This window comes from Pseudomonas sp. R4-39-08, from assembly GCF_003852275.1.
In the GTDB taxonomy this organism is placed as follows: domain Bacteria; phylum Pseudomonadota; class Gammaproteobacteria; order Pseudomonadales; family Pseudomonadaceae; genus Aquipseudomonas.
Genome location: NZ_CP027733.1, coordinates 1,727,847 through 1,750,142 on the forward strand (window position 1 = coordinate 1,727,847; position 22,296 = coordinate 1,750,142).

The following is a 22,296-nucleotide window of genomic DNA, read 5'->3' on the forward strand; positions in this document are numbered from 1 at the left end:
TGGAGCTGTTGATGAAAGATTTACTCTGGCTTGCACCGTGCGTTGCAATCCTGGCACTCGTTCTTACATGGTGTTTGCGCTACTACGCTTTGACCCGCAGTTTGATCGACATTCCGAATGCGCGTAGTTCTCATTCTGTGCCTACCCCGAGAGGGGGAGGGGTGGCCATCGTTGTTGGATTCCTGGTTGCTTTGCCGTTGTTGTGGGCAGGTAACCAAATCACGTTATCGGTGATGTGGGCGCTACTGGGCGCGGGGGCGGTAACTGCACTGCTTGGGTTTCTCGACGACCATGGGCATATTGCTGCTAGATGGCGTTTGCTGGGACATTTCAGCGCCGCCGCCTGGGCGCTTTTTTGGCTCAATGGCCTTGCGCCGGTCAGCTTCGTGGGAGGCAGTATCGACCTCGGGCCAATAGGACATGTCCTCGCGGTTTTTTATCTGGTGTGGATGCTCAATCTCTACAACTTCATGGACGGAATTGACGGACTCGCAAGCGTGGAGGCCGTTTGTGCATGCCTAGGAGCCTGCCTGGTCTACTGGTTGGCAGGCTATCAAGACCTTATCTGGTTGCCGCTGATCCTGAGCATGGCAGTTATCGGATTCTTGTACTGGAATTTTCCTCCGGCAAAGATATTCATGGGGGATGCTGGGAGTGGCTTTCTGGGTATTATCATTGGCCTGCTATCGCTGCACGCGGCCTGGCATTCTGCGGTTTTACTTTGGGTATGGCTGATTTTGCTCGGCGTCTTTATTGTCGACGCGACATTTACATTGGCCCGACGGCTTGCTCGTGGAGACAAGGTATACGAGGCCCATCGTAGCCACGCTTATCAATTTGCCTCGCGCCAAGTTGGGGCACACTTGCCGGTCACCCTGTCGGTATTGATGATTAACCTACTCTGGTTGGTGCCTATAGCGCTTTGCGTAGCACTGCTGGGGCTCAATGGTCCGTTAGGTTTGTTAATCGCCTATGCACCACTGATACTGCTGGCGCTAAAGTACCGCGCAGGCGCGTTGGAAAAAAACGCTTAGTTTTAAGGTCGGCATTCGCGCAAAATGTTTAAATGATTGTTACGGAGTGAATGTTGCGTCAGGCGCTCCAAGAGGTGTTTAAAGGGTTTATGGATACGATACGGACATATTTGCTGGGTCTTCCTCGCCGTAAGAAACGGATTCTGCAGGTGATGACCGACGTCGTCCTTGTGTGGCTGGCGCTATGGATGGCTTTCGTCGTTCGTTTGGGTGTAGACGAAATGATCAATCCCTTCAGCGAGCATCGATGGTTATTTCTCAGTGCACCTGTCGTAGCTATTCCGTTATTTATCCGCTTCGGGATGTACCGCGCTGTCATGCGCTACTTTGGTAATGATGCCTTGATAGCGATAATCAAGGCTGTAAGCCTCTCATCCCTGATCTTGGGGGTGGTCGTCTATTGGTACAGTAACCATCAGAATGTGGTCCCGCGCTCCATTGTCTTCAATTATTGGTGGCTCAGCCTCATCATGGTGGGTGGATTGCGTTTAGCTATGCGCCAGTATTTCCTTGGCGACTGGTTTGCCGCTGCTCAGCATGTGCCTTTCACCAGTCGTGAAGATGGCTTGCCGCGCGTAGCAATATATGGCGCTGGTGCTGCCGGTAATCAATTGGTTGCGGCTTTGCGCATGGGGCGATTGATGCGTCCTGTCGCGTTCATTGATGACGATTCAAGTATCTCTGATCGAGTCATCTCCGGCCTGCAGGTTTATAAGCCTAAGAATATCCAGCGCATGATCGATGCCACCGGCGCTCAAGAAATACTGCTAGCGATACCGTCGTCTAATCGCGGGCGTCGGCGTGAAATACTGGGGTTTTTGGAGGGTTTTCCGCTCCATGTACGCAGTGTTCCGGGCTTCATGGACCTGGCCAGCGGACGAGTCAAAGTCGATGATATTCAGGAAGTCGATATTGCCGACTTGCTGGGTCGCGATGCAGTACCCGCACAAGGTGAATTGCTCGAGCATTGCATAAAGGGACAGTGTGTTCTCGTGACGGGTGCCGGCGGATCGATCGGCTCTGAGCTGTGCCGGCAAATACTTTCACTATGTCCTACAACGTTGCTGTTATTCGAGCATAGCGAGTACAACCTCTACAGCATTCTTTCTGAGCTGGAGCAGCGGATAACGCGAGAGTCTTTGCCCGTAAAATTACTGCCCATACTTGGCTCGGTGCGCAGCCAGTCAAAATTACTGGATGTTATGAGAACATGGCGAGTCAACACGGTTTACCATGCAGCAGCGTATAAACATGTACCGATGGTCGAACACAACATCGCCGAAGGCGTACTAAATAATGTGATCGGTACTTTGAATACTGCGCAAGCGGCGCTTCAATCTGGCGTGGCAAACTTTGTGCTTATCTCGACTGACAAGGCTGTTCGCCCCACTAATGTCATGGGCAGCACCAAACGCCTAGCAGAACTCACGTTGCAGGCGCTCAGCCGTGAACCAGCGCCGATGCTGTTTGGTGATAAATCAAACGTATCCCACGTCAACAAAACACGCTTCACCATGGTGCGCTTCGGAAATGTACTGGGCTCTTCAGGATCGGTTATCCCGTTGTTCCACAAGCAGATCAAATCCGGGGGGCCATTGACCGTGACCCATCCAAAGATCACACGTTATTTCATGACCATTCCAGAGGCCGCACAGTTAGTGATCCAAGCGGGCTCTATGGGACTTGGGGGCGATGTGTTTGTGTTGGACATGGGTGAACCGGTGAGAATTGTTGAGCTAGCTGAGAAAATGATCCACCTCTCCGGGCTCAGTGTTCGTTCGGATAAGAACCCTCATGGAGATATATCTATTGAATTTTCCGGTTTGCGTCCTGGCGAAAAGCTGTATGAAGAGTTGCTGATAGGGGATAACGTTGTTGCCACCCCGCATCCGATGATTATGAGCGCCAATGAAGATCACCTGCCTTGGGATGTACTCAAGGCTAAGCTGACCGAGTTGCTGGCAGCGGTAGATCAAGATGATTACAGTCAAGTGCGTAAATTACTCCGCGACACAGTCAGTGGCTACGCGCCAGACGGTGAAATTGTCGACTGGATTTACCAACAGCGTCGACTAGAGCCTTGAGCTGAAATACGGAATCAAGCTTGAACGAAAAGACCAGTCTCTGATTGGTCTTTTTTTTGGTGCGCCAGGCATGGCGCGTTGCGCGCAAGCGCAACCAGCTTGGCCGTGGTGGCCGCGCTGGTGACTTGGAGGTGAAAGTCCTCTACACACCCGGCAAGGGGAAGTGTTAGCCAGAGGCAAGGGTGTCGCGGGTGACTGCGAATCTGAAGGAGGCCCGAGGCAAAATGCTGGCCTGACGAACAGGAAGCGGATGAGGCGGTGCAGCGGTGTAAGGTAGCCAAAATTGCCAAAGCCCAATACTTGCACGGAACGCTGTGACGTAGATCCGACAGGCATAAGCAGGAAGGTCGCGCGAACTACCCTGGGAGATCCGCACGTTTGCCACTGTGCTACCGAGCGTCGAGAGGCGACGGGATGAACGTGTAGAAGTCAGCCGAAGCCGTAGTAAGTGATGAATGACCACATCACCAAGGGCCGAACAGGTTGTGCTGCCGGTAGGCGTCAGAGTCTCGTTGAATACCGAAATGCAGAAATTTCTCCCAGAGAAGACTGTTACTCCGAGTCTCGGACAGAATCCGAGGATGACGGCTGACAGCGCACAGGTATCAACGGCGTCTATGGCGTGGACGAAAGCGGAGCCGGACACGCTGATGGAGCGGGTGCTTGCACCGGCCAATCTCAAGCGTGCGTATCAACGCGTAGTCAGCAATAAGGGCGCACCGGGTGCTGATGGCATGACGGTCGATCAGTTAGCGGGCTACGTGAAACAGTATTGGCCGATCCTCAAGACTCGGTTGCTGGCCGATGAGTACCACCGGCAAGGCGTACGCGCCGTCGAAATCCCAAAACCCAAAGGCGGAACCCGTCAGTTGGGTATCCCCAATGTGATGGATCGCCTGATCCAGCAAGCTCTGCTGCAACAGCTCGCGACCATGTGGCGGCGGGGCACCGCTGGTGCGTGGAACTTGATCTGGAGAAGTTCTTTGATCGGGTCAACCACGATGTGTTGATGGCCTGTATAAAGCGTCAGATCGAAGACAAGCGAGTGCTGAGGCTAATCCGCCGTTACCTCGAAGCCGGTGTGATGTCTGGCGGGATCGTCAGCCAACGGCAAGAGGGCCCGCCGCAAGGCGGGCCGCTCTCGCCGCTGCTGTCGAACATCCTGCTCAACGAACTCGACCGTGAACTGGAACGGCGGGGCCATCGTTTCGTGCGTTATGCCGACGACGTGAACATTTATGTGCGCAGTCAACGGGCTGGCGCACGGGTGATGGCCGGTGTTGAGCGCTTCCTCAATCAGCGCCTGAAACTGACGCTGAACCGGGAAAAGAGCCGAGTCGCCGGGTCTTGGATGTGTGATTACCTGGGCTACGAGATGAGCTGGCATCAGCAGCCGAGGCTGAGTGGCTTTGATGAGTCTGGGGCGCTTGCGCGACCGACTCAGAGGCCTGCTGCGCGGAGCGCGGGGCTGCAAGATGGCAACGATCATCGGACGGATAAACCCCGTACCGCGCGGCTGGGCGGGCTACATCAAGCTGAGCCAAAGCAAACGGCCACTTGAGGAACTGGACGGCTGGGTGCGTCACAAGCTCCGTTGTGTCATCTGGCGTCAATGGAAGCAGCCCTCGACGAGGGCGCGTAACCTGATGCGTCTGGGTCTCAACGAAGGGCGCGCCTGCACATCGGCGTTCAATGGTCGTGGCCCATGGTGGAGCTCGGGGGCGTCACATATGAATCAGGCGTTACCAAAGAAACTGTGGGATCGATTCGGGCTGGTCTCGATACTAGATACGATAAACCGACTTAATCGCATAACTTGAACCGCCGTATACGGACCCGTACGTACGGTGGTGTGAGAGGACGGCGGATGTCCATCCGCCTCCTACTCGATCGCGCGAGGGCGGCTTTAAACGTGCTGCTCAGGGACCTGGAGGCCGAGGGCTCGGGTGCCTGGACTAGCTCATTTCTTGAGATATGCATAAACGCATTGATTTTTAATGCGTTTATGCATATAATGTCTGCAAGCCATTCGGATCGCTGGAATGGTAAAGAGCGATGCTAAGCAGTTAAGGCAAAAATTATGCCGCTTGGTATTAAAAGGTCAGATTACGCGGTAACCGCGTCAACCTGGCTTGGAAATTGATAGCCCACTTGATTGGGCAATTTAGAGGGTAACTATGACTTCCAATAACGAAAATAGGGCTTCGCTGGATGATATCTCTGTCGAGGGGGTACGGGTGCAAGCAATGTTCAAGGCAGAGGCAGTGCGCCGCAATGCCGGTATCCAAGGTTGGATCAAGCCAGGGCCAGCTAACCTATCTGAAGTTGGTGTGACGTCTGATATTCGCACCACAGCGGCTGAGGTAACGATTAACTCTGAAGCGGCGGCTTCCGCACTCGCGTACAGCGGGACGGGCACTCAGTCAGACCCCTACATTATAAGAGATAAAGATATAGCCTTCGCTAGTGGTAAGCCAGGCTTTGTTCTCAATGATCCATCGGCGACCTACCATGTGCGTTTTTATAATGTATTTGCATCGGGATCTTCCAATGGCTCGTCAATTATTAATCTGGTTGGTTTCGGTACGCCGGTTGTGTTTGAGCGTTGCAAGTTCCAGGGCGCTGACGGCGCTGCTGATGAGCTGCTTGCCTACCTCACTTCCGGGTCGCTGGAGATGTATGGCTGCGAGATCGCAGGTGTATCGAATTATTGTTTCTTTGGAGCCGGTACTGCAGGTAAGAATGTCAAGCTGACGGACTGCATCGTGTCGGGTATTGCGAAGAACTCCTCAACCAATGGTGTTTTCTATGCTTACGGGTCGGGCGAGTTTAAGGTTGAAATTGATCGTTGTGCATTTACATCCAGCCATTTTCACTGGCATGTCGGTAACGGCTGGACGATCGAATACGTCGCTGTGCGGGATACCTTGATTTCCGGCTGTGCAGTTGGCATTGGTGATCTCAACTATATGAAGCCCGGTGGTAACATTTACAGCCAACTGCCTAATATGATCAAAAATAGCCACTTCAAAAATGTGCGCTTTACCTATACTCCGGGAGTAACGCAAACTGCTGTGTACGGTAACGGCGCGGATAAATGCATATTTGAACATTGCGCGTTCGAAGGTAACGTCGCGGACCGTCGCCTTTTTGAATGGCGCCGGACGACGGATGTGACGGTGTTGCAGTGCTTCTTTCAGAAAACCGAGGGTTCGGAAAGTGCAGGAAATGAAGTCTGCGAATTTTGGGAGACGTCTGGGCTGACAATCAAAGAGTGCTGGGTGGATGGCGCACCAGAAGACTGCTATGAGCTTGTCACGTCCTACGGTAACAACAAATTCATTGACAACGTTGGCGATAATGTAACGGGTCAACTAGTGGATATTTTTGGCGTCGGCAGCTATGACGTCGAAATTGACGGCGTTTACGGTGATTGTGGAGACTCGGCCGTACTGATCACGGATGTTGACTACGTTCGCGTTAAAAACGTATTCGTTGAACAGACGGGTGATTGGTCGCTGGGGTCTGTGGTACTCGAACGACGCAATGCTGCGCCGGGTGTTTCTCCAAAAGGCTGCGTCATTATGGGCTTTCTGTCTTTGTCTTCCGTATCGAGTCAAGGTCAACCTTTTGCTGTAGATACCACCCAGGCGGTTGAACCAGGAGGTATTGGTGAAAATTTTGCAGCGTGGTGGCAGGACGGTGAGCTGAAGTTGTACGGCTCTCAAGCACCGTCAGGGATGACATTGAAATAGAAATAGAACCCGCTACGGCGGGTTTTTTGTGTCTGTTCAATGCTTCTTCGCAGTCGTAGGGCGGACACCTGCAAGAGGAGCATTGCCCTGAGCAGCCCCCGCAGTAAAGCGAATCGTCGGCGTTCAGGATTGGGGCATAAGAAAGTGCTCCAGCCAGGGATGTCTTGCTGCCATCCAAGTGATAGAATCGCTGTCCAAAAAAGTAATCTCAGTTTTTTACCCGCTATCTGTATGTTCAGCAAGGAAGCTTGGTCTTTCCAGGCTAGAGCGAGGGCTCCAAGCAGGGGGCGGCGAGGGGGCTGCATTAGTGCTTTCAGGTTTTCTGCACGTTGGCCAGTGAATGAGGTCTGAGCCTCCCGGTAGCCTATGGTTCTTGCCGAGGCAGGACGGTCATGATCGAATAGATCTATGACCGACAGGGCGCGGATGATGACTTGTCTGGCAATAAGCATATTCGACTGCAGAGCTTGACCGGCAAGCAATAGGTCAATCAGTAGAAGCAACGTAAAGCTTAGCGCGGCGTTGGACCTGAAGTACGTGTACTGCGTTATCACTGATATGGCATGGAGGGGCAGCGTGAGTCTAGTTAAGTGGATTGAATTTCAAAAACTTGGTGACCACCGAGGTAGCTTGGTTTCTATTGAACAAGGGAAGTTGATCCCTTTCGAAATTAAGCGGGTCTACTATATTTACCATACCGGCGAAGGTGTCAGTCGTGGCTTCCACGCGCACCATAATCTTAAGCAAGTAGCAATTTGCATGGCTGGTCAGTGCAGGATGGTACTGGACGATGGCCGTAGCAGGGAAGAGGTTATCCTCGATTGCCCCACCAAGGGGATTTTAATTGAGGGTCTTACTTGGCGAGAAATGCACGATTTTAGCGAAAATTGCGTACTTCTGGTTCTCGCTAGTGAGCCTTATGAAGAAAGTGATTATATTAGAGATTATACAGAATTTTGTAAGTTGATAAGTGAATAAGGCCATGATCAAATTGGTCGCTTATAATGAAGAGTATCTCGCTTTAAGCGGGAAGTGGCTTCGTGATCCTGAAATCAAAGAGTTAACGGAAACACCCAGCTTCACGGATGAACAGCAAATTGGTTTTTTCAATTCACTGGTAGATAGGGATGACTATCGGATCTTCGGTTTAGAGTATTCCGGTCGAAAAGTGGGCGCTGCAGGTCTAAAAAACATTATCGATCAGCGTGCCGAGTACTGGGGTTATCTTGGCGAAAAAGAATTATGGGGGAAAGGTCTCGGTCAATCGATAATAACGGAGATCTTTGCCTTTGCGCTTTCCATCGGTGTGTCATCCGTATTTCTCAAGGTTAGCCCTAATAATATTCGCGCGATAAAGCTCTATCAGAAAGTAGGGTTTGAAATGGCCGGTCATTTGGATGGGCTATGTGTAATGGAAATCAATATAGGCAATAAGCCAGATGTATGAACTGAAGAGATACGATGCCTCTCTGAGTAAAGATTGGGATTACGTAGTTGAGCATTCAAAGAATGGTAACTTTATCCACTTGACTCAGTACTTTCGCTATCATGAAGCTCGTTTCAATGATGTGTCGGTGTTGATCTATAAGAAAAATCGTGTGGTTGCGATTTTTCCAGCAAATCTTATTAATACGACGATTTTCAGTCATTCTGGTCTGACCTACGCCGGTATTATTTTTCTGAAAGATCTTGGTTGCAAAGCAATGCTGGATGTATTTGATGCATTAAAGGCACACTATAGAGATCTCGGTGCCGTGGATCTGGTATACAAGTGCATCCCCTCTGTATTTACGCGCTATCCCGCAGAAGAGGATCTTTACGCGTTGTTCAGGAATAATGCGAAGTTGTTTCGTCGTGATGTTTCGTCAGTGATAGAGATTGCTCGCGCGCCTAAGCTCTCTGACTCTAGAAAGTGTGTCATAAAGAAAGCCGAGAAAAATGCTGTCACGTTCAGTTCTTCGGTAAGCACTGCCGATTTTCATGCGCTTCTGTCTAAAGTATTGGAACGCTTCGACTCTAAGCCTGTTCATTCGCTGTCCGAAATTGAACTTTTAATGTCACGCTTCCCAGAGAATATAAAGGTCTTCGGTGCTGTGCTGGAAGGTCAACTGTTGGCTGCTGCGATGGTTTTTGATTTTGGACACATCGTGCATACGCAATATTTGGCAGCCAGTGATGCGGGCAGGCAAGTAGGTGCTTTGGATTTTGTTTTGAATAATTTAATCAGCGATGTGTACGGTAACCGACAATATTTTAGCTTCGGTATTTCTACGGAAGATGGCGGCCAGGTGCTCAATGAAGGGCTTGTTTCGCAAAAAGAAGGTTTTGGTGCGCGAGCCGTTGTGCATGATTTCTACCGAATGGAGTTATAAATGATCAGTTTTCTCGATTTGAAGTCTGTGAATTCCGAAATGAGTGGGGAGCTACTCGCGGCTTGTAAGCGAGTTATCGATTCCGGCTGGTACATTGCCGGTAACGAGTTGCAAGACTTCGAGTCGGCCTTTGCGGAATACTGTGGTACTAAATATTGTGTAGGGGTAGCAAACGGTCTCGATGCACTGATCCTGACCCTGCGCGCGTGGAAAGAGCTGGGTAAGCTGAAAGAGGGTGACGAAGTCCTTGTCCCGGCTAATACCTATATTGCTAGTATTTTGGCTATTACAGAAAATCGTCTAGTTCCGGTATTGGTCGAACCGAACCCTCAGACATTTAACCTATGCCCCGAGCATATTTTGAAGTCTATTACTCCAAAAACCAAAGCGATTATTGCCGTTCATTTATATGGACAGCTGGCTGATATGCCGGCGATTCTTACCATTGCCCAAGAGCATGATTTATTGCTCCTTGAAGATTCTGCACAAGCTCATGGTGCGAGTATTCAAGGGCGCAAGGCTGGAAATTGGGGTAATGCATCGGGTTTCAGCTTCTATCCTGGGAAGAATCTGGGAGCGCTTGGTGATGGTGGTGCGATTACCAGCAATGATGCTGAACTGGTAGACACGCTACGAGCTTTACGCAATTACGGTTCTCATGAACGTTATAAAAATTTGTATCAGGGCGTTAACAGTCGGTTGGATGAAATACAGGCGGCGATGCTAGGCGTGAAACTCCGCTATCTTGATCAGCACACGCAACAACGTAAGGCCATTGCAAATACTTATTTGAAGAATATTAAGAACCCTCATATTGAATTGCCGTTATCGGCGTCTGTCGATGCTGAGGTTTTCGATTCGCATGTATGGCATTTATTCGTTATTCGGAGCAATAAGCGTGATGAGCTGCAGCAGCATTTGACCGCGTGTGGTGTGCAGACCTTAATTCACTATCCTATTCCGCCACACAAACAGAGCGCTTACCCTCAGTTGAATGAGAAAAGCTTTCCAGTCTCTGAGTTGATTCATCAGCAGGTCCTGAGCCTGCCTATCGGCCCGACAATGACAATGGCTGACGTCAACGCTGTTATCAAAGCGTGTAATAGTTTTTCCTTCAGCGATCGATGAAATGAACCTTATACGAACCAGTTTGCTGAATGGCGTTGCGGTACTTATCAAGATGATAGCGCTGCTGGGTATTAATAAAGTACTAGCAGTTTACGTCGGTCCTGCTGGGTATGCTGCGGTTGGGCAGTTTCAAAATGCTGTCCAAATGATAACGACATTCGCAAGTGGCGCTATTAACACAGGAGTTACTAAATACACTGCTGAATATGGATCGGATTCAGAAAAACAGAGAGTTGTTTGGCGTACCGCAGGCACGATCTCCGTCAGCGCTTCGATTTTTCTGAGTATTTTGATTCTGATCTTCTCGGAAGAGCTGGCACTTTGGTTTCTCAAAGATGCCAGCTTTGCCGGTGTATTTGTGTGGTTTTCATTAGCCTTGGTGTTTTTTTCGTTAAACTCCTTATTACTAGCTATATTGAACGGCAAACGGGAAATTGTCAGATACGTTTTAGCGAATATATCAGGTAGTCTATTCTCGCTCATTGTAACAACGCTGCTTGCGATGAAGCTTGGGTTGTATGGGGCGCTGGTTGGGTTGGCCATTTATCAATCGCTGAGCTTCTTGGCTACTCTAATATTTTGCTTCCGCTTGACATGGTTCAAATTTAAGTTTCTGTTCGGCAAAGTTGATTATGCTACCTCTGCGAATTTAGCTAAATACACGCTAATGGCGTTGACGTCTGCCTTATGCGTACCAATCAGCCATATTCTGGTGCGTAACTATTTGGGAGAAAATTTGAGTTGGGTGGAAGCGGGGTATTGGGAGGCGATGTGGCGATTGAGCGCTGCTTATCTTTTACTGATTACCACGACCTTGAGTGTTTATTTCCTGCCGCGACTTTCAGCTGAAAATAACAAGGCTATACTAAAGCGGGAAGTGCTTTCTGGCCTTAAGTTACTCGTTCCTCTAGTAATATTAGGTGGCCTAGTCGTTTTTGTATTGCGTGATCTTATCATCGCTCTGCTGTTTACCGAAAAATTTACTCCAATGCGTGATTTGTTTTTTTGGCAGTTGGTAGGGGACTTGTTTAAAACTTGCGGTTGGTTGCTGGCTTATATCATGTTGAGCAAGCCTCTGGTGAAGCTTTACGTAATTACAGAGATTGTCTTTTCGCTAAGTTTCTATCTGCTCACTATTATTTTTCTCAGTGTATTTGGTTTTGAAGGCGTTGCCATCGCGCACGCAGTGAATTATTTAATTTATTTGATTGTGATGTATTGCTTCGTATTTGAACGGTATTTGGGAGTTTCGCATGTTGCTTGAAAAGGAAAGCGCTGGACCGTTAGTTAGTATGTGTATTCCTGTTTATAATCATCAGAAATTTGTAGAAAGAAGCATTAGAAGTGTCATAAATCAGAGCTATGCAAATATTGAGCTGATCATCATCGATGATGGGTCTTCTGACTTATCAAGAAGCTTCATTCAAGATCTTTTGCCGCTTTGTGAGCAACGATTTGTAAGATTCACCTATATAGCTCAAGAAAATCAAGGGTTATCAACGACTCTAAATACGGCTCTTGAATGGTCCCAGGGTAAGTATTTTTCAGCATTGGCGTCGGATGACTGCATCCTGCCTGAAAAAAGTGAGTTTCTGATTCAATATTTAGAAAGTCAGCCAGACTGCGTAGCTGCGTTTGGTTCGATTTACCTGATAGACGATGAGAGTCGCCGCACTAGCACGCGTATCGGGTCTGGAAGGTATAGTTTTCGTGACGTTATCATGCTTAAAGCGCAGGTGCCGGCAGCCGCAGGCATGCTCAGGCTTGATACCTTGCGCAGCGTAGGCGGTTTCAATACCAATACGCGTGTTGAGGATTGGGATATGTGGTTGAAGTTGACGAGTGCTTCGAACGGGTATCTGCAAGCGCTTCCTGAGTTGGTTGCGGAATATCGGCAGCACGCCGAGAACACCCTCAAGCAGCTAGATTTGATGTATGAGCACCAAATGAAAATTCTGCAGGACTACCGTGAGTGCCCGGAATATACGGCAGCGATCATAGCACTTGAATGTACACGTTTTAGAAATATTGCTAGCGTTAGAAAGAAAGAAGCGCTGGGTAATTTTTTGAAGTTGTCGTGTACGCTTGGTGCCTATAAAGAAATACGCTTTTACCAAGGTATAATCCATCTTTTCCTTAAGTGGTAGTTATGTTAAGTGTGCGGAAAACCACGCTCGCCGCGTTTGTCATGTTGCTGCTCTCATTCACGCTCATGATGGGGTGTGCTTATTTGTTTTCAGTTATCGTAAATGATAATGAAACCATTACTGATGCCAGGGCTTATTATTTTTTCTACAATGAGTTGCTTTCAGAAGATGTGCTGGGTTTCGCCACCACCTTGACGGAGGAAACAGGTAAGTTGGAGTTAGGTATATACCTTTCGGTCTATACTATTTTCAACTCGATTATTGTTGATCTGCAGTCTTTTGCATTTGCTTCCATGTTTTTAGTATTTGCATTCTTGATGTTGTTTGTTTTTTGCGCGGCGCGCAAGATTGAAAAAAACGCCCTTCAAGCTGCGTTTTTCGTCCTTCTGTCGGTCTTAATATATTCGTTGTGGTACCCCTCCTACGCTTCTGTGCTATGGGTATGGAGGTCTCACATGGCATTTACATTGCTATTTCTGGGGATGTTGAGTTCTCGATTTATTGTTGCGGTATTATTCGTAGCCCTGTCAATTTTATTTCATTACTCCAGTGGCATTTTGGCGGTGGTAGTTTTTTCCATATTTATTTTTGTTGATCGCTTCCCTAGGCTTTCAATTCCTACAAAGTATGCAATTTCGTTGCTTGTCGGATTGATGGGGTCTTTGGTTGTCGGGTATTTAAAGCAAGTAGTTGTTTCAGGTGATGGTAATTGGGAGAGCGAGACCAATGCTGGATTGTTTGTTTATGCGTATGTGTTCTTGTTTGTATTGGCTCTGATAGTTTTATCGGCTTGGCGAAAATTTTTTAATCTATATTTTTCAAGTGTGGAGAATGCCATGCTGAATAGGATGTTTTGCATTGCCCTATTTTTCTTGGGACTATCGGTTACATCTATTAACTCTCACCAAGACCTTATGAGGATCATGCAGCCTGCGTTTATAATTATACCTTTTATTTATTTAATGTTTCTAAACGTCGCCAAGGGGATCTCACGTGCGCTGCTTGTCTTGCTTCTGGCCCCGGGTATAGTAATGGGCCTACGATCGGCCTATATGTATTGGGGAGGCGCTTGATGTCAAACGTTCAAAACGTTGCCCTGACACTACGTCGATCACACATTGTAACGCTCTCATTTTTGACAGTTTTCCAACATCACCTAGATTGATAAAGCAGCTTTGGAATAGCTGCTTTCACATCAACGATGTTAAGGAGCTTCATCAATGTACAACACGTATGTTTCTTCCCTGTTCTTCGCTTTCCTCACCAGCATTTCGGTTGCTGCCACTGCTGCTCCCTCCGCTAAACCAGAAGCACCATCCCCCATTTCTGTGCAAATGACACAAACCGAGCAATCCACCAAGGTCAACCTCAACGCCGCCGATGCCGAGACCCTGCGCCGCGACCTGTTCGGTATCGGTGCTTCCAAGGCGAAGGCAATCGTTGCGTATCGCGAAAGCAACGGTCCGTTCACGGCGGTGGATGAGTTACTGGAAGTAAAAGGCATCGGTAAAGCGCTGCTGGAGAAGAATCGCGACAGATTAGTTATTAATTGAAGATTCGAAGATAGCCCAGAAGGCCGGTCATTGACCGGCCTTCCTTTATCGGAGCTGCGTCTATTTACTCTCAGGCCGCGTTAGCATGAAACGTGATTACATCCAACTCAGCGATTGTTCAACAATCTTGAGGTGCACATGACGCCAAGCTTGTCGTTAGCCGACCAAATTGCCCTGGAACTACGCGCCGACATCATCGGCGGGCGGTTGCTGCCGGGTGTGTCGCTCGTCGAGGCCGAGTTGGTCAAGGGCTACAACGCATCCCGCCATACGATTCTCGAGGCGCTGCATCGTCTGGGCCAGAAGGGTCTGACTCGCTATGTCCGCAATAAGGGCGTCATGGTTCGGCGCTTGGCGCGAGCAGGGGTGCGCGACCTCTTCGTCGTCCGTCGTACCCTGGAGTTGCAGGCGATTGCACAGAGCGGGCCGCTGACGGACGTTCAATCGATGCGTATGCAAAGTGCGATTGACGCCACCCACCTGGCCCGGGAGCGCGAAGATTGGCGAGCGGTGGCTACCCACAGTCTTGTTTTCCACCAACAGATCGTCGCGTTGATGGACAGCCCTCTGTTCAATGAGTTTTTCGCCCAGGTGATCGCTCAATTGCGCCTGCTGTTCTGCGCCGCACCGGATGAGCAGCGTTTCCAGTCGCCCTGGCTGGAACGTGATCGTGAGATTTACACGCTGTTAGCCAGCGATAACAAACCAGCCGCCAGCGAGGCGATGAGCCTCTACCTGGACGATTCCGAACACCTTTCCCTGGCACTGTTTGATCACCCTTGATGGAGGAATGCCCCATGTACAAAGACTATCCAGCCGCTTACCAAGTCAGCAAAGGCTCGGCGTTACAGGTGGATACTGCCTTGTATGAACGTATCCGTGATCGCAAGGATCAGCGCACTCTGATCGAACAGTTCGAGGTGCCGATCCGCACGGGCAGGGCGTGGAAAGTGCCTGCCGGGCATGTGTTCCGGGTGACCACGCCTGTTGGCCCCGAGGTGGGGGACTTCAATGTGTGGAACGCCAATGATCCACGCGAACGCTTGTGGGCAGCCCGCACTCGGCAACTTCAAGGCGCCCACGTCAGCACTCACGACCGCTTGTGGTCGAACCTTCCATTTCTACGACCGTTAGTCACTATTACGGATGACAGTCTCGCAAGCTACGGCATCGATGAGCACGGCGGGCGCCTGCACGATTTGCTCGGCACACGCTGCGATCCCTATGTAAACCGTATGCTCACTGGCGAGGACTTTCATCACCACTGCCACTCAAACCTGACCCGTGCGGTATTGCCTCACGGTCTGACGGAATTCGATGTGCATGACGTGCTGAATATTTTCCAGTGCACCGGTCTTAATCACGACGACATGTATTTCATGAAAGCCTGCCCGGCGCAGAAGGGCGATTACCTGGAGTTTTTCGCGGAGATTGATTTGCTGTGTGCGCTATCGACGTGCCCAGGTGGGGATTTGTCGTTGCCGATGTGGGGGCCGGACGCGCAGGACCCACTGACGGTGTGTCGTCCGTTGGGGGTTGAAATCTACAGGCTGGAGGACGAATTGCTGAGTGGCTGGAGTCAGCCGGAGCGTGCCGCGTATAAGGGGCAGCACGGGTTGCATATTGCCAAGGCGGAATGGGAGTAGGGGGCTGCTTCGCAGCCCGGCGGGAGCTACCACCATCTAGCGATCCTGTGCATCCTTGGCATCGGCCTGGGCATTGCGCTCGGCCACGCGTTTGCGTTGATCGTCGGTGAGTTCCACTTTGTTGGCGCTGTCACGCAGCATCATCAACCCACCGACGATCGATCCGATCGCAATTACCATAATCAACCACGCGTACCACGGCATAAGGCTCTCCTTGAGGCAGACAGCCGGGGGAGAATTTTCCCACGGTAATAACTGCTTTGAGTTACGGGCTTTCTGAGTAGTTCATTGTAGGCCCGTTCTGCCTCGTAAACCCTATAGTCCGGTCAACATCGCATCTGCCGGCGCATCGGCGCGGTCTTGGGCGGTCAGTTGGAAGTAGATGAAGCCCACGGCCATGAAACCGAGGAAGATCAGCCCGATCAGTGTGTTGAACCAGGCCATCGCTACCAGGCACACCACTGCCAGAGCCAGCGCGATGCCCGGCACGACGGGGTAACCCGGTGCGCGGAAGGTGCGTTCAAGCAGCGGTTCGGTTTTGCGCAGTTTGAACAGGCTGAGCATGCTCATGATGTACATGACGATGGCGCCGAATACGGCCATGGTGATCATCGCGGCGGTCAGGGTCATGCCGCCCAGGTTGATCAGGCCATCACTGTAGATGGCCGCAATGCCGACCACGCCACCGGCGAGAATGGCTCGGTGGGGCGTCTGAAAACGTGACAGTTTGGCCAGGAAAGACGGCAGGTAACCGGCGCGGGCCAGGGCGAAGAATTGGCGCGAGTAGCCGAGGATGATGCCGTGGAAGCTTGCCACCAGGCCGAACAGGCCAATCCAGACCAGCATGTGCAACCAGCCGGAGCTTTCGCCTACGACGGTTTTCATCGCCTGGGGCAGTGGGTCGTTGATGTTCGACAGGGTGCGCCAGTCGCCCACGCCGCCCGCGAAGAACATCACGCCCATGGCCAGGATTACCAGGGTCAGGATGCCGCTGATGTAGGCCTTTGGAATGGTGCGCTTAGGATCTTTCGCTTCTTCGGCTGCCATGGCTGCGCCCTCGATGGCGAGGAAGAACCAGATGGCGAAGGGGATCGCTGCGAACATGCCGGCAATCGCCGGGGCACCGAAGGTGTCGGAACCAGCCCAGCCGTTCAGGGCGAAGTTGCTGAAGCTGAACGCCGGCGCAACGACGCCCATGAACACCAGCAGTTCGGCGACGGCGAGTACGCACACCACCAGTTCGAAGGTAGCGGCGAGTTTCACGCCGAGGATATTCAGGCCCATGAACACGAAGTAGGCGCCGACGGCGGCGTGTTTCGGGTCCAGCGCTGGAAACTGCACGTTGAGGTAGGCACCGATGGCCAAGGCGATGGCGGGTGGGGCGAAGACGAATTCGATCAGGGTCGCCAGGCCGGCAATCAAGCCGCCTTTTTCGCCGAAGGCGCGGCGGCTGTAGGCAAAGGGGCCGCCAGCGTGGGGAATCGCGGTGGTCAGCTCGGTGAAGCTGAAAATGAAGCAGGTGTACATCGCGGCGACCATCAGTGAGGTCACCAGGAAGCCCAGCGTGCCGGCCACGCCCCAGCCATAGCTCCAGCCGAAGTACTCGCCGGAAATCACCAGCCCGACGGCGATGCCCCAGAGATGGAGGGTGCCCAAGGTGGGTTTGAGGTGTGTGTTCATTGTGTGGTGCTCCCTGAACGGTTTGGAATGGTTCAAGGTGTTGCAGTGGACATGCCAGCCTGAGAATCATTGTCGTAAAGCTGCGCTACTGTCGTTTGGGGGATGGTTTGGCGTTTGAATAGTGGCGACGTCGCACCAGATAAGTGCGAGGGTGTCTTGACTGGCGCCATCGGGGGCAAGCCCCCTCCCACACTTGACCGAGTTGTCATGCCGAGCGCAGATCAACCTGTGGGAGGGGGCTTGCTCCCGACAGCACCGCCCAGGCGCCAAAATCCCCGTGTAAACCCCGCATAAAGCCACTCTTTACGCCATCTTTACGCCCCACGCCCCGCCTCGCTCTCGTTCCTTTACACCGCTCCTGCGGACAATTGCCCCACACGCGGCACTCGCCGTTAAACGGAGAAACTTCCATGAGCGTTCTGGACGGGGTGTCACTGCTATTGGCTGTGGCGCTGTTCATTTATCTGCTGGTTGCGCTGTTACGCGCGGATCGGAACTAGGAGCAGGCTATGCACAGTTATGACTATTGGCTGATCATCGCCTTCTTCGCCGTGGTACTGGTGCCGGCACCGTTTCTGGGGCGGTTCTATTACAAGGTGATGGAAGGCCAGCGCACCTGGCTGACGCCGGTGCTGGGGCCTGTGGAGAAAGCCTGTTATCGCCTTTCGGGAGTGGACGATCAACAGGAGCAAAGCTGGCAGAAATACATGCTGGCCTTGCTCGCATTCAACCTCGCGGGCTTTTTGCTGCTGTTCGCGATCCTGTTGTTCCAGAACTATCTCCCCCTCAACCCGCAGAAATTGCCGGGCCAGGAATGGACGCTGGCCTTCAACACCGCGGTCAGTTTCATGACCAACACCAACTGGCAGAACTACAGCGGTGAAGCGTCCCTGAGCTACCTCAGCCAGATGGTCGGCCTCACTGTGCAGAACTTCGTCAGTGCCGCCACCGGCCTGGCAGTCCTGGTCGCGCTTTGCCGTGGGATCGGTCGCAAATCCTCCAAGACCTTGGGTAACTTCTGGGTCGACATGACCCGCGCCACCCTCTACGGCTTGCTGCCGTTATGCCTGGTGCTGGCGTTGTTTCTGGTATGGCAGGGCGTACCGCAAACTTTTGCCCATTACGTTGATGCCGTGACGATGCAAGGCGTGGATCAGGTCATCCCCCTCGGCCCGGCGGCCAGCCAGATTGCGATCAAGCAATTGGGCACCAATGGCGGCGGTTTTTTTGGAGTGAACTCGGCGCATCCGTTCGAAGACCCGACAGCCTGGGCCAACCTCTTCGAAGTGGCCTCGATCATTCTGATCCCGGTGGCCTTGGTGTTTACCTTCGGCCATTACGTCAAAGACCTGCGTCAGAGCCGCGCCATTCTTGCCTGCATGCTGGCCTTGTTCCTGATCGGCGGCGCGACTTCACTGTGGGCCGAATACCAGCCCAACCCAACCTTGAACAACCCGGCCGTTGAGCAAACCGCGCCGCTGGAAGGCAAGGAAACACGTTTCGGCACCACCGGCACGGTGCTCTGGTCGGTGACCACCACCGCAGCGTCGAACGGCTCGGTCAATGGCATGCAGGACAGCCTCAGCCCCCTGAGCGGGATGGTGGCGCTGGTCAACATGATGGTCGGCGAAGTGATCTTCGGCGGGGTCGGCGCGGGTATGTACGGCATGTTGCTCAACGTGTTGATCGCGGTGTTCCTCGCCGGCCTGATGATCGGCCGCACCCCGGAATACCTGGGCAAGAAACTCCAGGCCAAGGAAGTGCAACTGCTGGTGGTGACCCTGCTGGTGATGCCGGTGGGTGTGCTCGTGCTGGGTGCCATTGCCGCCAGCCTGCCAGGCCCGGCCGGCGCCATCAGCAACCCTGGCCCCCACGGCTTCAGCCAGTTGCTCTACGCCTACACCTCGGCCAGTGCCAATAACGGTTCGGCGTTTGGTGGGTTCAGCGGCAACACCGCGTTCCACAACCTGATGCTTGGCCTGGGCATGTTGATCGGCCGTTTCGGCTACATCCTCCCGGTACTGGCCCTGGCCGGCAGCCTGGCGATGAAGAAGACCGCACCGATTGGTCAGAACAGTTTCCCGACCCACGGCCCGTTGTTCGTGACCTTGTTGACCGTGACCATTTTGCTGGTGGGCGGCCTGACTTTCCTGCCGACGCTGGCGCTGGGCCCTATTGCTGAACACTTGAGCATGGGCTTCTAACCAAGGGATATGAAAATGAATATGCCTGTAAAAAACGCGGCCCCGGTCAAATCCCAGGAACCTGCCAAAACCGCAATTTCCTCGCTGTGGCGCGCGGCGCTGGTCCAGGCGTTCGTCAAGCTGGACCCCCGCCAGCTGCAACGCTCGCCGGTCATGTTGGTGGTCGAGCTGACCGCCATCCTCACCACCGTGCTGTGCTTTGTGCCCGACGCCGCCGTGCCAACCTTCGTGGCTGTGCAAATCGCTGTGTGGCTGTGGTTCACCGTGTTGTTCGCCAATTTCGCAGAAGCCTTGGCCGAAGGCCGTGGCAAGGCCCGCGCCGACAGCCTCAAGGCCGGCAGTGAAGGCTTGAGCGCTCGTCGCAAGGAGTCCGACGGTAGCTTCAAGGTGGTACCGGCCACCAGCCTGCGCAAAGGTGACGTGGTGCGCGTCGCCGCAGGTGAAATGATTCCTGGCGACGGCGAGGTGATCGAAGGTATCGCTGCCGTCAACGAAGCGGCGATTACCGGCGAATCCGCTCCGGTGATCCGCGAGTCCGGCGGCGACCGTTCCGCCGTCACCGGCAACACCCGCCTGGTGTCGGACTGGCTGCTGATCCGCATCACCGCCAACCCCGGTGAGTCCACCCTGGACCGCATGATCGCCTTGGTGGAAGGCGCCAAACGCCAGAAAACCCCCAACGAAGTCGCGCTGGATATCCTGCTGATCGGCCTCACCCTGATCTTTCTGCTGGTGGTGGTGACCCTGCAGCCGTTCGCTCACTTCGCCAATGGCAGCCTGCCCTTGGTGTTCCTGGTCGCACTGCTGGTGACGCTGATTCCTACAACCATTGGCGGCTTGTTGTCGGCCATCGGTATCGCGGGCATGGACCGCCTTGTGCGGCTCAACGTGATCGCCAAGTCTGGCCGCGCGGTGGAAGCGGCAGGGGACGTGCATGTGTTGCTGCTGGACAAGACCGGCACCATCACTTTCGGTAACCGTCGTTGCTCGGCAGTGGTTGCGGCGCCCGGTGTCAGTGGTCGGGAAGTGGCGGAAGGTGCACTGTTCGCCTCCCTGGCGGATGACACCGCCGAAGGCAAGTCCATCGTCGAATACCTGCGCGCCTTGCACCCCCAGGCAGAGCCGACGCCGGACGAACTGACTGCGGTCCCCTTCAGCGCCGAAACCCGTTTGTCCGGTGTCGACTATCAGGGCCGCGTATTCCGCAAGGGCGCGGTGGATTCGCTGCTGGCGTTTATCGGCCAGCAGCGCAGCGACCTTTTACCTGCACTGTCGCGGGAAATCGACAAGATCGCCCAAAGCGGCGGCACGCCGTTGCTGGTGTGCGCCGATGGCAAATTGCTTGGTGCGATCCATCTGAAAGACGTGGTCAAGCCTGGCATCCGTGAGCGTTTCGCCGAGCTGCGCAAGCTGGGGATTCGTACCGTGATGGTCACCGGCGACAACCCGTTGACGGCCGCCGCGATTGCCGCTGAAGCCGGCGTGGATGACGTGCTGGCTGAAGCCACGCCTGAGAAAAAACTCGCCCGTATTCGCCATGAGCAGAACGACGGCCGTCTGGTCGCCATGTGCGGCGACGGTGCCAACGACGCGCCAGCGCTGGCCCAGGCCGACGTCGGCATGGCGATGAACGATGGCACCCAGGCCGCACGCGAAGCCGCGAACATGGTCGACCTCGACAGTGATCCGACCAAGCTGCTGGACGTGGTGCAGATCGGCAAGGAGTTGCTGGTGACCCGGGGCGCGCTGACCACCTTTTCCATCGCCAACGACGTGGCCAAGTACTTCGCGATCCTGCCGGCGCTGTTCGCCTCGATCTACCCGCAATTGGGCGTGCTCAACGTCATGCACCTGCAGAGCCCGCAGAGCGCAATTCTGTCGGCAATTGTGTTCAACGCGCTGATCATCGTGGTGCTGATCCCGCTGGCCCTGCGCGGTGTGCGCGTGCAGGCGGCGAGTGCGGCGGCCTTGTTGCGACGCAACCTGCTGATCTACGGCCTGGGTGGGCTGCTGGTGCCGTTTGTGGGCATCAAGGCGATCGACATGCTGCTGACGGCGCTGCACCTGGTGTAACCCTGCGGTCTTTTTTGTGGCCCGATTTATTGAGGATTTGACGATGACTAATACAATCCGCCCGGCCCTGAGCCTGCTGGTGCTCATGACCCTGATCACCGGCGTGGCTTATCCGCTGGTGGTGACTGGCGTCGCTCAGGTTGCCTTCCCGGATCAGGCCAATGGCAGCCTGGTGCGCGATGCCGGCGGCAAGGTGCGCGGCTCCAGCCTGATCGCCCAGGATTTCAGCGGTGACGGCTGGTTCCATCCACGCCCCTCGGCCGGGGCGTTCGCGACGGTCTCCAGCAGTGCCAGCAACCTTGGCCCGAGCAATCCCGCGCTGGTCACGCGCATCTTCGATGACGCGAATAAACAACAGGTGCCCGGCCAGGGGCCCGTACCGTTGGCCTCGCTGACGACCTCCGGCAGCGGACTTGATCCACACTTGCCACCCGCGGCAATTGCCTATCAACTGGCGCGAGTGGCGGCAGCACGGAATGTGCCGGTGTCGACCTTGCAGCGGATGTTGGATGAACACACCGAAAGCCCGTTGGTGGGGCCGCCGGTAGTCAACGTACTGGCACTGAACATGGCCCTGGAAAAACTCTGAACCCCTGTGGGAGAGGGCAAGCCCCCTCCCA

19 protein-coding genes and 1 pseudogene are annotated in these 22,296 nt (G+C 53.3%); 18 read left to right on the plus strand and 2 right to left on the minus strand.

Going from position 1 to position 22,296, the window contains the following annotated elements; all coding sequences use genetic code 11:
* The first annotated feature begins 11 nt into the window (after positions 1–11).
* From C4J88_RS07865 to C4J88_RS07935, 14 genes and pseudogenes are all read left to right on the plus strand, one after another.
* Entirely contained in the window at positions 12–1,034 is a 1,023-nt protein-coding gene (locus C4J88_RS07865) for a glycosyltransferase family 4 protein (protein WP_124406648.1), read from the plus strand.
* Positions 1,035–1,123: 89 nt separating this feature from the next.
* Positions 1,124–3,118, plus strand: coding sequence for a nucleoside-diphosphate sugar epimerase/dehydratase (locus C4J88_RS07870; protein WP_124408602.1), 1,995 nt, complete (start codon positions 1,124–1,126; stop codon positions 3,116–3,118).
* A gap of 485 nt (positions 3,119–3,603) precedes the next feature.
* A pseudogene (locus C4J88_RS07880) lies at positions 3,604–4,938 on the plus strand (group II intron reverse transcriptase/maturase).
* Between the two features lie 357 nt (positions 4,939–5,295).
* Positions 5,296–6,873, plus strand: coding sequence for a hypothetical protein (locus C4J88_RS07885; RefSeq protein ID WP_124406650.1), 1,578 nt, complete (start codon positions 5,296–5,298; stop codon positions 6,871–6,873).
* 576 nt (positions 6,874–7,449) lie between these two features.
* On the plus strand, positions 7,450–7,851 hold the full coding sequence (locus tag C4J88_RS07890; RefSeq protein ID WP_124406651.1) for an FdtA/QdtA family cupin domain-containing protein: 402 nt from the start codon (positions 7,450–7,452) through the stop codon (positions 7,849–7,851).
* Positions 7,852–7,855: 4 nt separating this feature from the next.
* Entirely contained in the window at positions 7,856–8,320 is a 465-nt protein-coding gene (locus tag C4J88_RS07895; protein WP_124406652.1) for a GNAT family N-acetyltransferase, read from the plus strand.
* Complete coding sequence (locus C4J88_RS07900; protein ID WP_124406653.1) at positions 8,313–9,245, plus strand: GNAT family N-acetyltransferase; 933 nt, start codon at positions 8,313–8,315, stop codon at positions 9,243–9,245. The genes C4J88_RS07895 and C4J88_RS07900 overlap by 8 nt, the downstream gene beginning before the upstream one ends.
* A complete protein-coding gene (locus tag C4J88_RS07905; RefSeq protein WP_124406654.1) occupies positions 9,246–10,373 on the plus strand; it encodes a DegT/DnrJ/EryC1/StrS aminotransferase family protein in 1,128 nt (375 codons plus the stop codon).
* A 1-nt stretch (position 10,374) separates the two neighbouring features.
* Positions 10,375–11,637, plus strand: coding sequence for an O-antigen translocase (locus C4J88_RS07910; RefSeq protein WP_124406655.1), 1,263 nt, complete (start codon positions 10,375–10,377; stop codon positions 11,635–11,637).
* Positions 11,627–12,520, plus strand: coding sequence for a glycosyltransferase family 2 protein (locus C4J88_RS07915; RefSeq protein ID WP_124406656.1), 894 nt, complete (start codon positions 11,627–11,629; stop codon positions 12,518–12,520). Before C4J88_RS07910 ends, C4J88_RS07915 begins: the two co-directional genes overlap by 11 nt.
* Before the next feature lie 41 nt (positions 12,521–12,561).
* Entirely contained in the window at positions 12,562–13,593 is a 1,032-nt protein-coding gene (locus C4J88_RS07920) for an EpsG family protein (RefSeq protein ID WP_124406657.1), read from the plus strand.
* 147 nt (positions 13,594–13,740) lie between these two features.
* Positions 13,741–14,073 carry a ComEA family DNA-binding protein gene (locus C4J88_RS07925; RefSeq protein WP_124406658.1) on the plus strand — a complete coding sequence of 111 codons (333 nt, stop codon included), beginning with the start codon at positions 13,741–13,743 and terminating at the stop codon, positions 14,071–14,073.
* 138 nt (positions 14,074–14,211) lie between these two features.
* Complete coding sequence (locus C4J88_RS07930) at positions 14,212–14,856, plus strand: GntR family transcriptional regulator (protein WP_124406659.1); 645 nt, start codon at positions 14,212–14,214, stop codon at positions 14,854–14,856.
* 14 nt (positions 14,857–14,870) lie between these two features.
* The gene (locus tag C4J88_RS07935; RefSeq protein WP_124406660.1) at positions 14,871–15,719 is read left to right on the plus strand and encodes a DUF1989 domain-containing protein; all 849 of its coding nucleotides are present in this window, start codon (positions 14,871–14,873) and stop codon (positions 15,717–15,719) included.
* A 36-nt stretch (positions 15,720–15,755) separates the two neighbouring features.
* Here C4J88_RS07935 and C4J88_RS07940 read toward each other — a convergent pair whose 3' ends face one another.
* Complete coding sequence (locus C4J88_RS07940; RefSeq protein ID WP_124406661.1) at positions 15,756–15,923, minus strand: DUF2897 family protein; 168 nt, start codon at positions 15,921–15,923, stop codon at positions 15,756–15,758.
* 111 nt (positions 15,924–16,034) lie between these two features.
* On the minus strand, positions 16,035–17,399 hold the full coding sequence (gene eat / locus C4J88_RS07945) for an ethanolamine permease (protein WP_124366347.1): 1,365 nt from the start codon (positions 17,397–17,399) through the stop codon (positions 16,035–16,037).
* A gap of 410 nt (positions 17,400–17,809) precedes the next feature.
* Between eat and kdpF the strand changes: the two genes are divergently transcribed.
* From kdpF to kdpC, 4 genes are read left to right on the plus strand one after another with little or no spacing between them, the layout of a single operon-like run.
* Positions 17,810–17,899: a K(+)-transporting ATPase subunit F gene (gene kdpF / locus C4J88_RS07950; RefSeq protein ID WP_003218754.1), complete on the plus strand. Its 90-nt coding sequence runs from the start codon at positions 17,810–17,812 to the stop codon at positions 17,897–17,899.
* 9 nt (positions 17,900–17,908) lie between these two features.
* Positions 17,909–19,603, plus strand: a complete 1,695-nt coding sequence (gene kdpA / locus C4J88_RS07955) for a potassium-transporting ATPase subunit KdpA (protein WP_124406662.1) — start codon at positions 17,909–17,911, stop codon at positions 19,601–19,603.
* A 21-nt stretch (positions 19,604–19,624) separates the two neighbouring features.
* On the plus strand, positions 19,625–21,676 hold the full coding sequence (kdpB, locus tag C4J88_RS07960) for a potassium-transporting ATPase subunit KdpB (RefSeq protein WP_372238011.1): 2,052 nt from the start codon (positions 19,625–19,627) through the stop codon (positions 21,674–21,676).
* Between the two features lie 43 nt (positions 21,677–21,719).
* Entirely contained in the window at positions 21,720–22,265 is a 546-nt protein-coding gene (kdpC, locus tag C4J88_RS07965; RefSeq protein ID WP_124406664.1) for a potassium-transporting ATPase subunit KdpC, read from the plus strand.
* The last annotated feature ends 31 nt before the right edge of the window (positions 22,266–22,296 follow it).

What these genes read in the sequence shown, in the direction of transcription:
- C4J88_RS07900 (WP_124406653.1), top strand. Translation starts at nt 8,313, where the DNA reads ATGTATGAACTGAAGAGATACGATGCCTCTCTGAGTAAAGATTGGGAT.
- C4J88_RS07895 (WP_124406652.1), top strand. Translation starts at nt 7,856, where the DNA reads ATGATCAAATTGGTCGCTTATAATGAAGAGTATCTCGCTTTAAGCGGG.
- C4J88_RS07885 (WP_124406650.1), top strand. Translation starts at nt 5,296, where the DNA reads ATGACTTCCAATAACGAAAATAGGGCTTCGCTGGATGATATCTCTGTC.
- kdpF (WP_003218754.1), top strand. Translation starts at nt 17,810, where the DNA reads ATGAGCGTTCTGGACGGGGTGTCACTGCTATTGGCTGTGGCGCTGTTC.
- C4J88_RS07930 (WP_124406659.1), top strand. Translation starts at nt 14,212, where the DNA reads ATGACGCCAAGCTTGTCGTTAGCCGACCAAATTGCCCTGGAACTACGC.
- C4J88_RS07940 (WP_124406661.1), bottom strand. Translation starts at nt 15,923, where the DNA reads ATGCCGTGGTACGCGTGGTTGATTATGGTAATTGCGATCGGATCGATC.
- C4J88_RS07910 (WP_124406655.1), top strand. Translation starts at nt 10,375, where the DNA reads ATGAACCTTATACGAACCAGTTTGCTGAATGGCGTTGCGGTACTTATC.
- kdpA (WP_124406662.1), top strand. Translation starts at nt 17,909, where the DNA reads ATGCACAGTTATGACTATTGGCTGATCATCGCCTTCTTCGCCGTGGTA.
- C4J88_RS07925 (WP_124406658.1), top strand. Translation starts at nt 13,741, where the DNA reads ATGTACAACACGTATGTTTCTTCCCTGTTCTTCGCTTTCCTCACCAGC.
- kdpB (WP_372238011.1), top strand. Translation starts at nt 19,625, where the DNA reads ATGCCTGTAAAAAACGCGGCCCCGGTCAAATCCCAGGAACCTGCCAAA.
- C4J88_RS07935 (WP_124406660.1), top strand. Translation starts at nt 14,871, where the DNA reads ATGTACAAAGACTATCCAGCCGCTTACCAAGTCAGCAAAGGCTCGGCG.
- C4J88_RS07870 (WP_124408602.1), top strand. Translation starts at nt 1,124, where the DNA reads ATGGATACGATACGGACATATTTGCTGGGTCTTCCTCGCCGTAAGAAA.
- eat (WP_124366347.1), bottom strand. Translation starts at nt 17,399, where the DNA reads ATGAACACACACCTCAAACCCACCTTGGGCACCCTCCATCTCTGGGGC.
- C4J88_RS07865 (WP_124406648.1), top strand. Translation starts at nt 12, where the DNA reads ATGAAAGATTTACTCTGGCTTGCACCGTGCGTTGCAATCCTGGCACTC.
- C4J88_RS07920 (WP_124406657.1), top strand. Translation starts at nt 12,562, where the DNA reads ATGTTGCTGCTCTCATTCACGCTCATGATGGGGTGTGCTTATTTGTTT.
- C4J88_RS07915 (WP_124406656.1), top strand. Translation starts at nt 11,627, where the DNA reads ATGTTGCTTGAAAAGGAAAGCGCTGGACCGTTAGTTAGTATGTGTATT.
- C4J88_RS07905 (WP_124406654.1), top strand. Translation starts at nt 9,246, where the DNA reads ATGATCAGTTTTCTCGATTTGAAGTCTGTGAATTCCGAAATGAGTGGG.
- kdpC (WP_124406664.1), top strand. Translation starts at nt 21,720, where the DNA reads ATGACTAATACAATCCGCCCGGCCCTGAGCCTGCTGGTGCTCATGACC.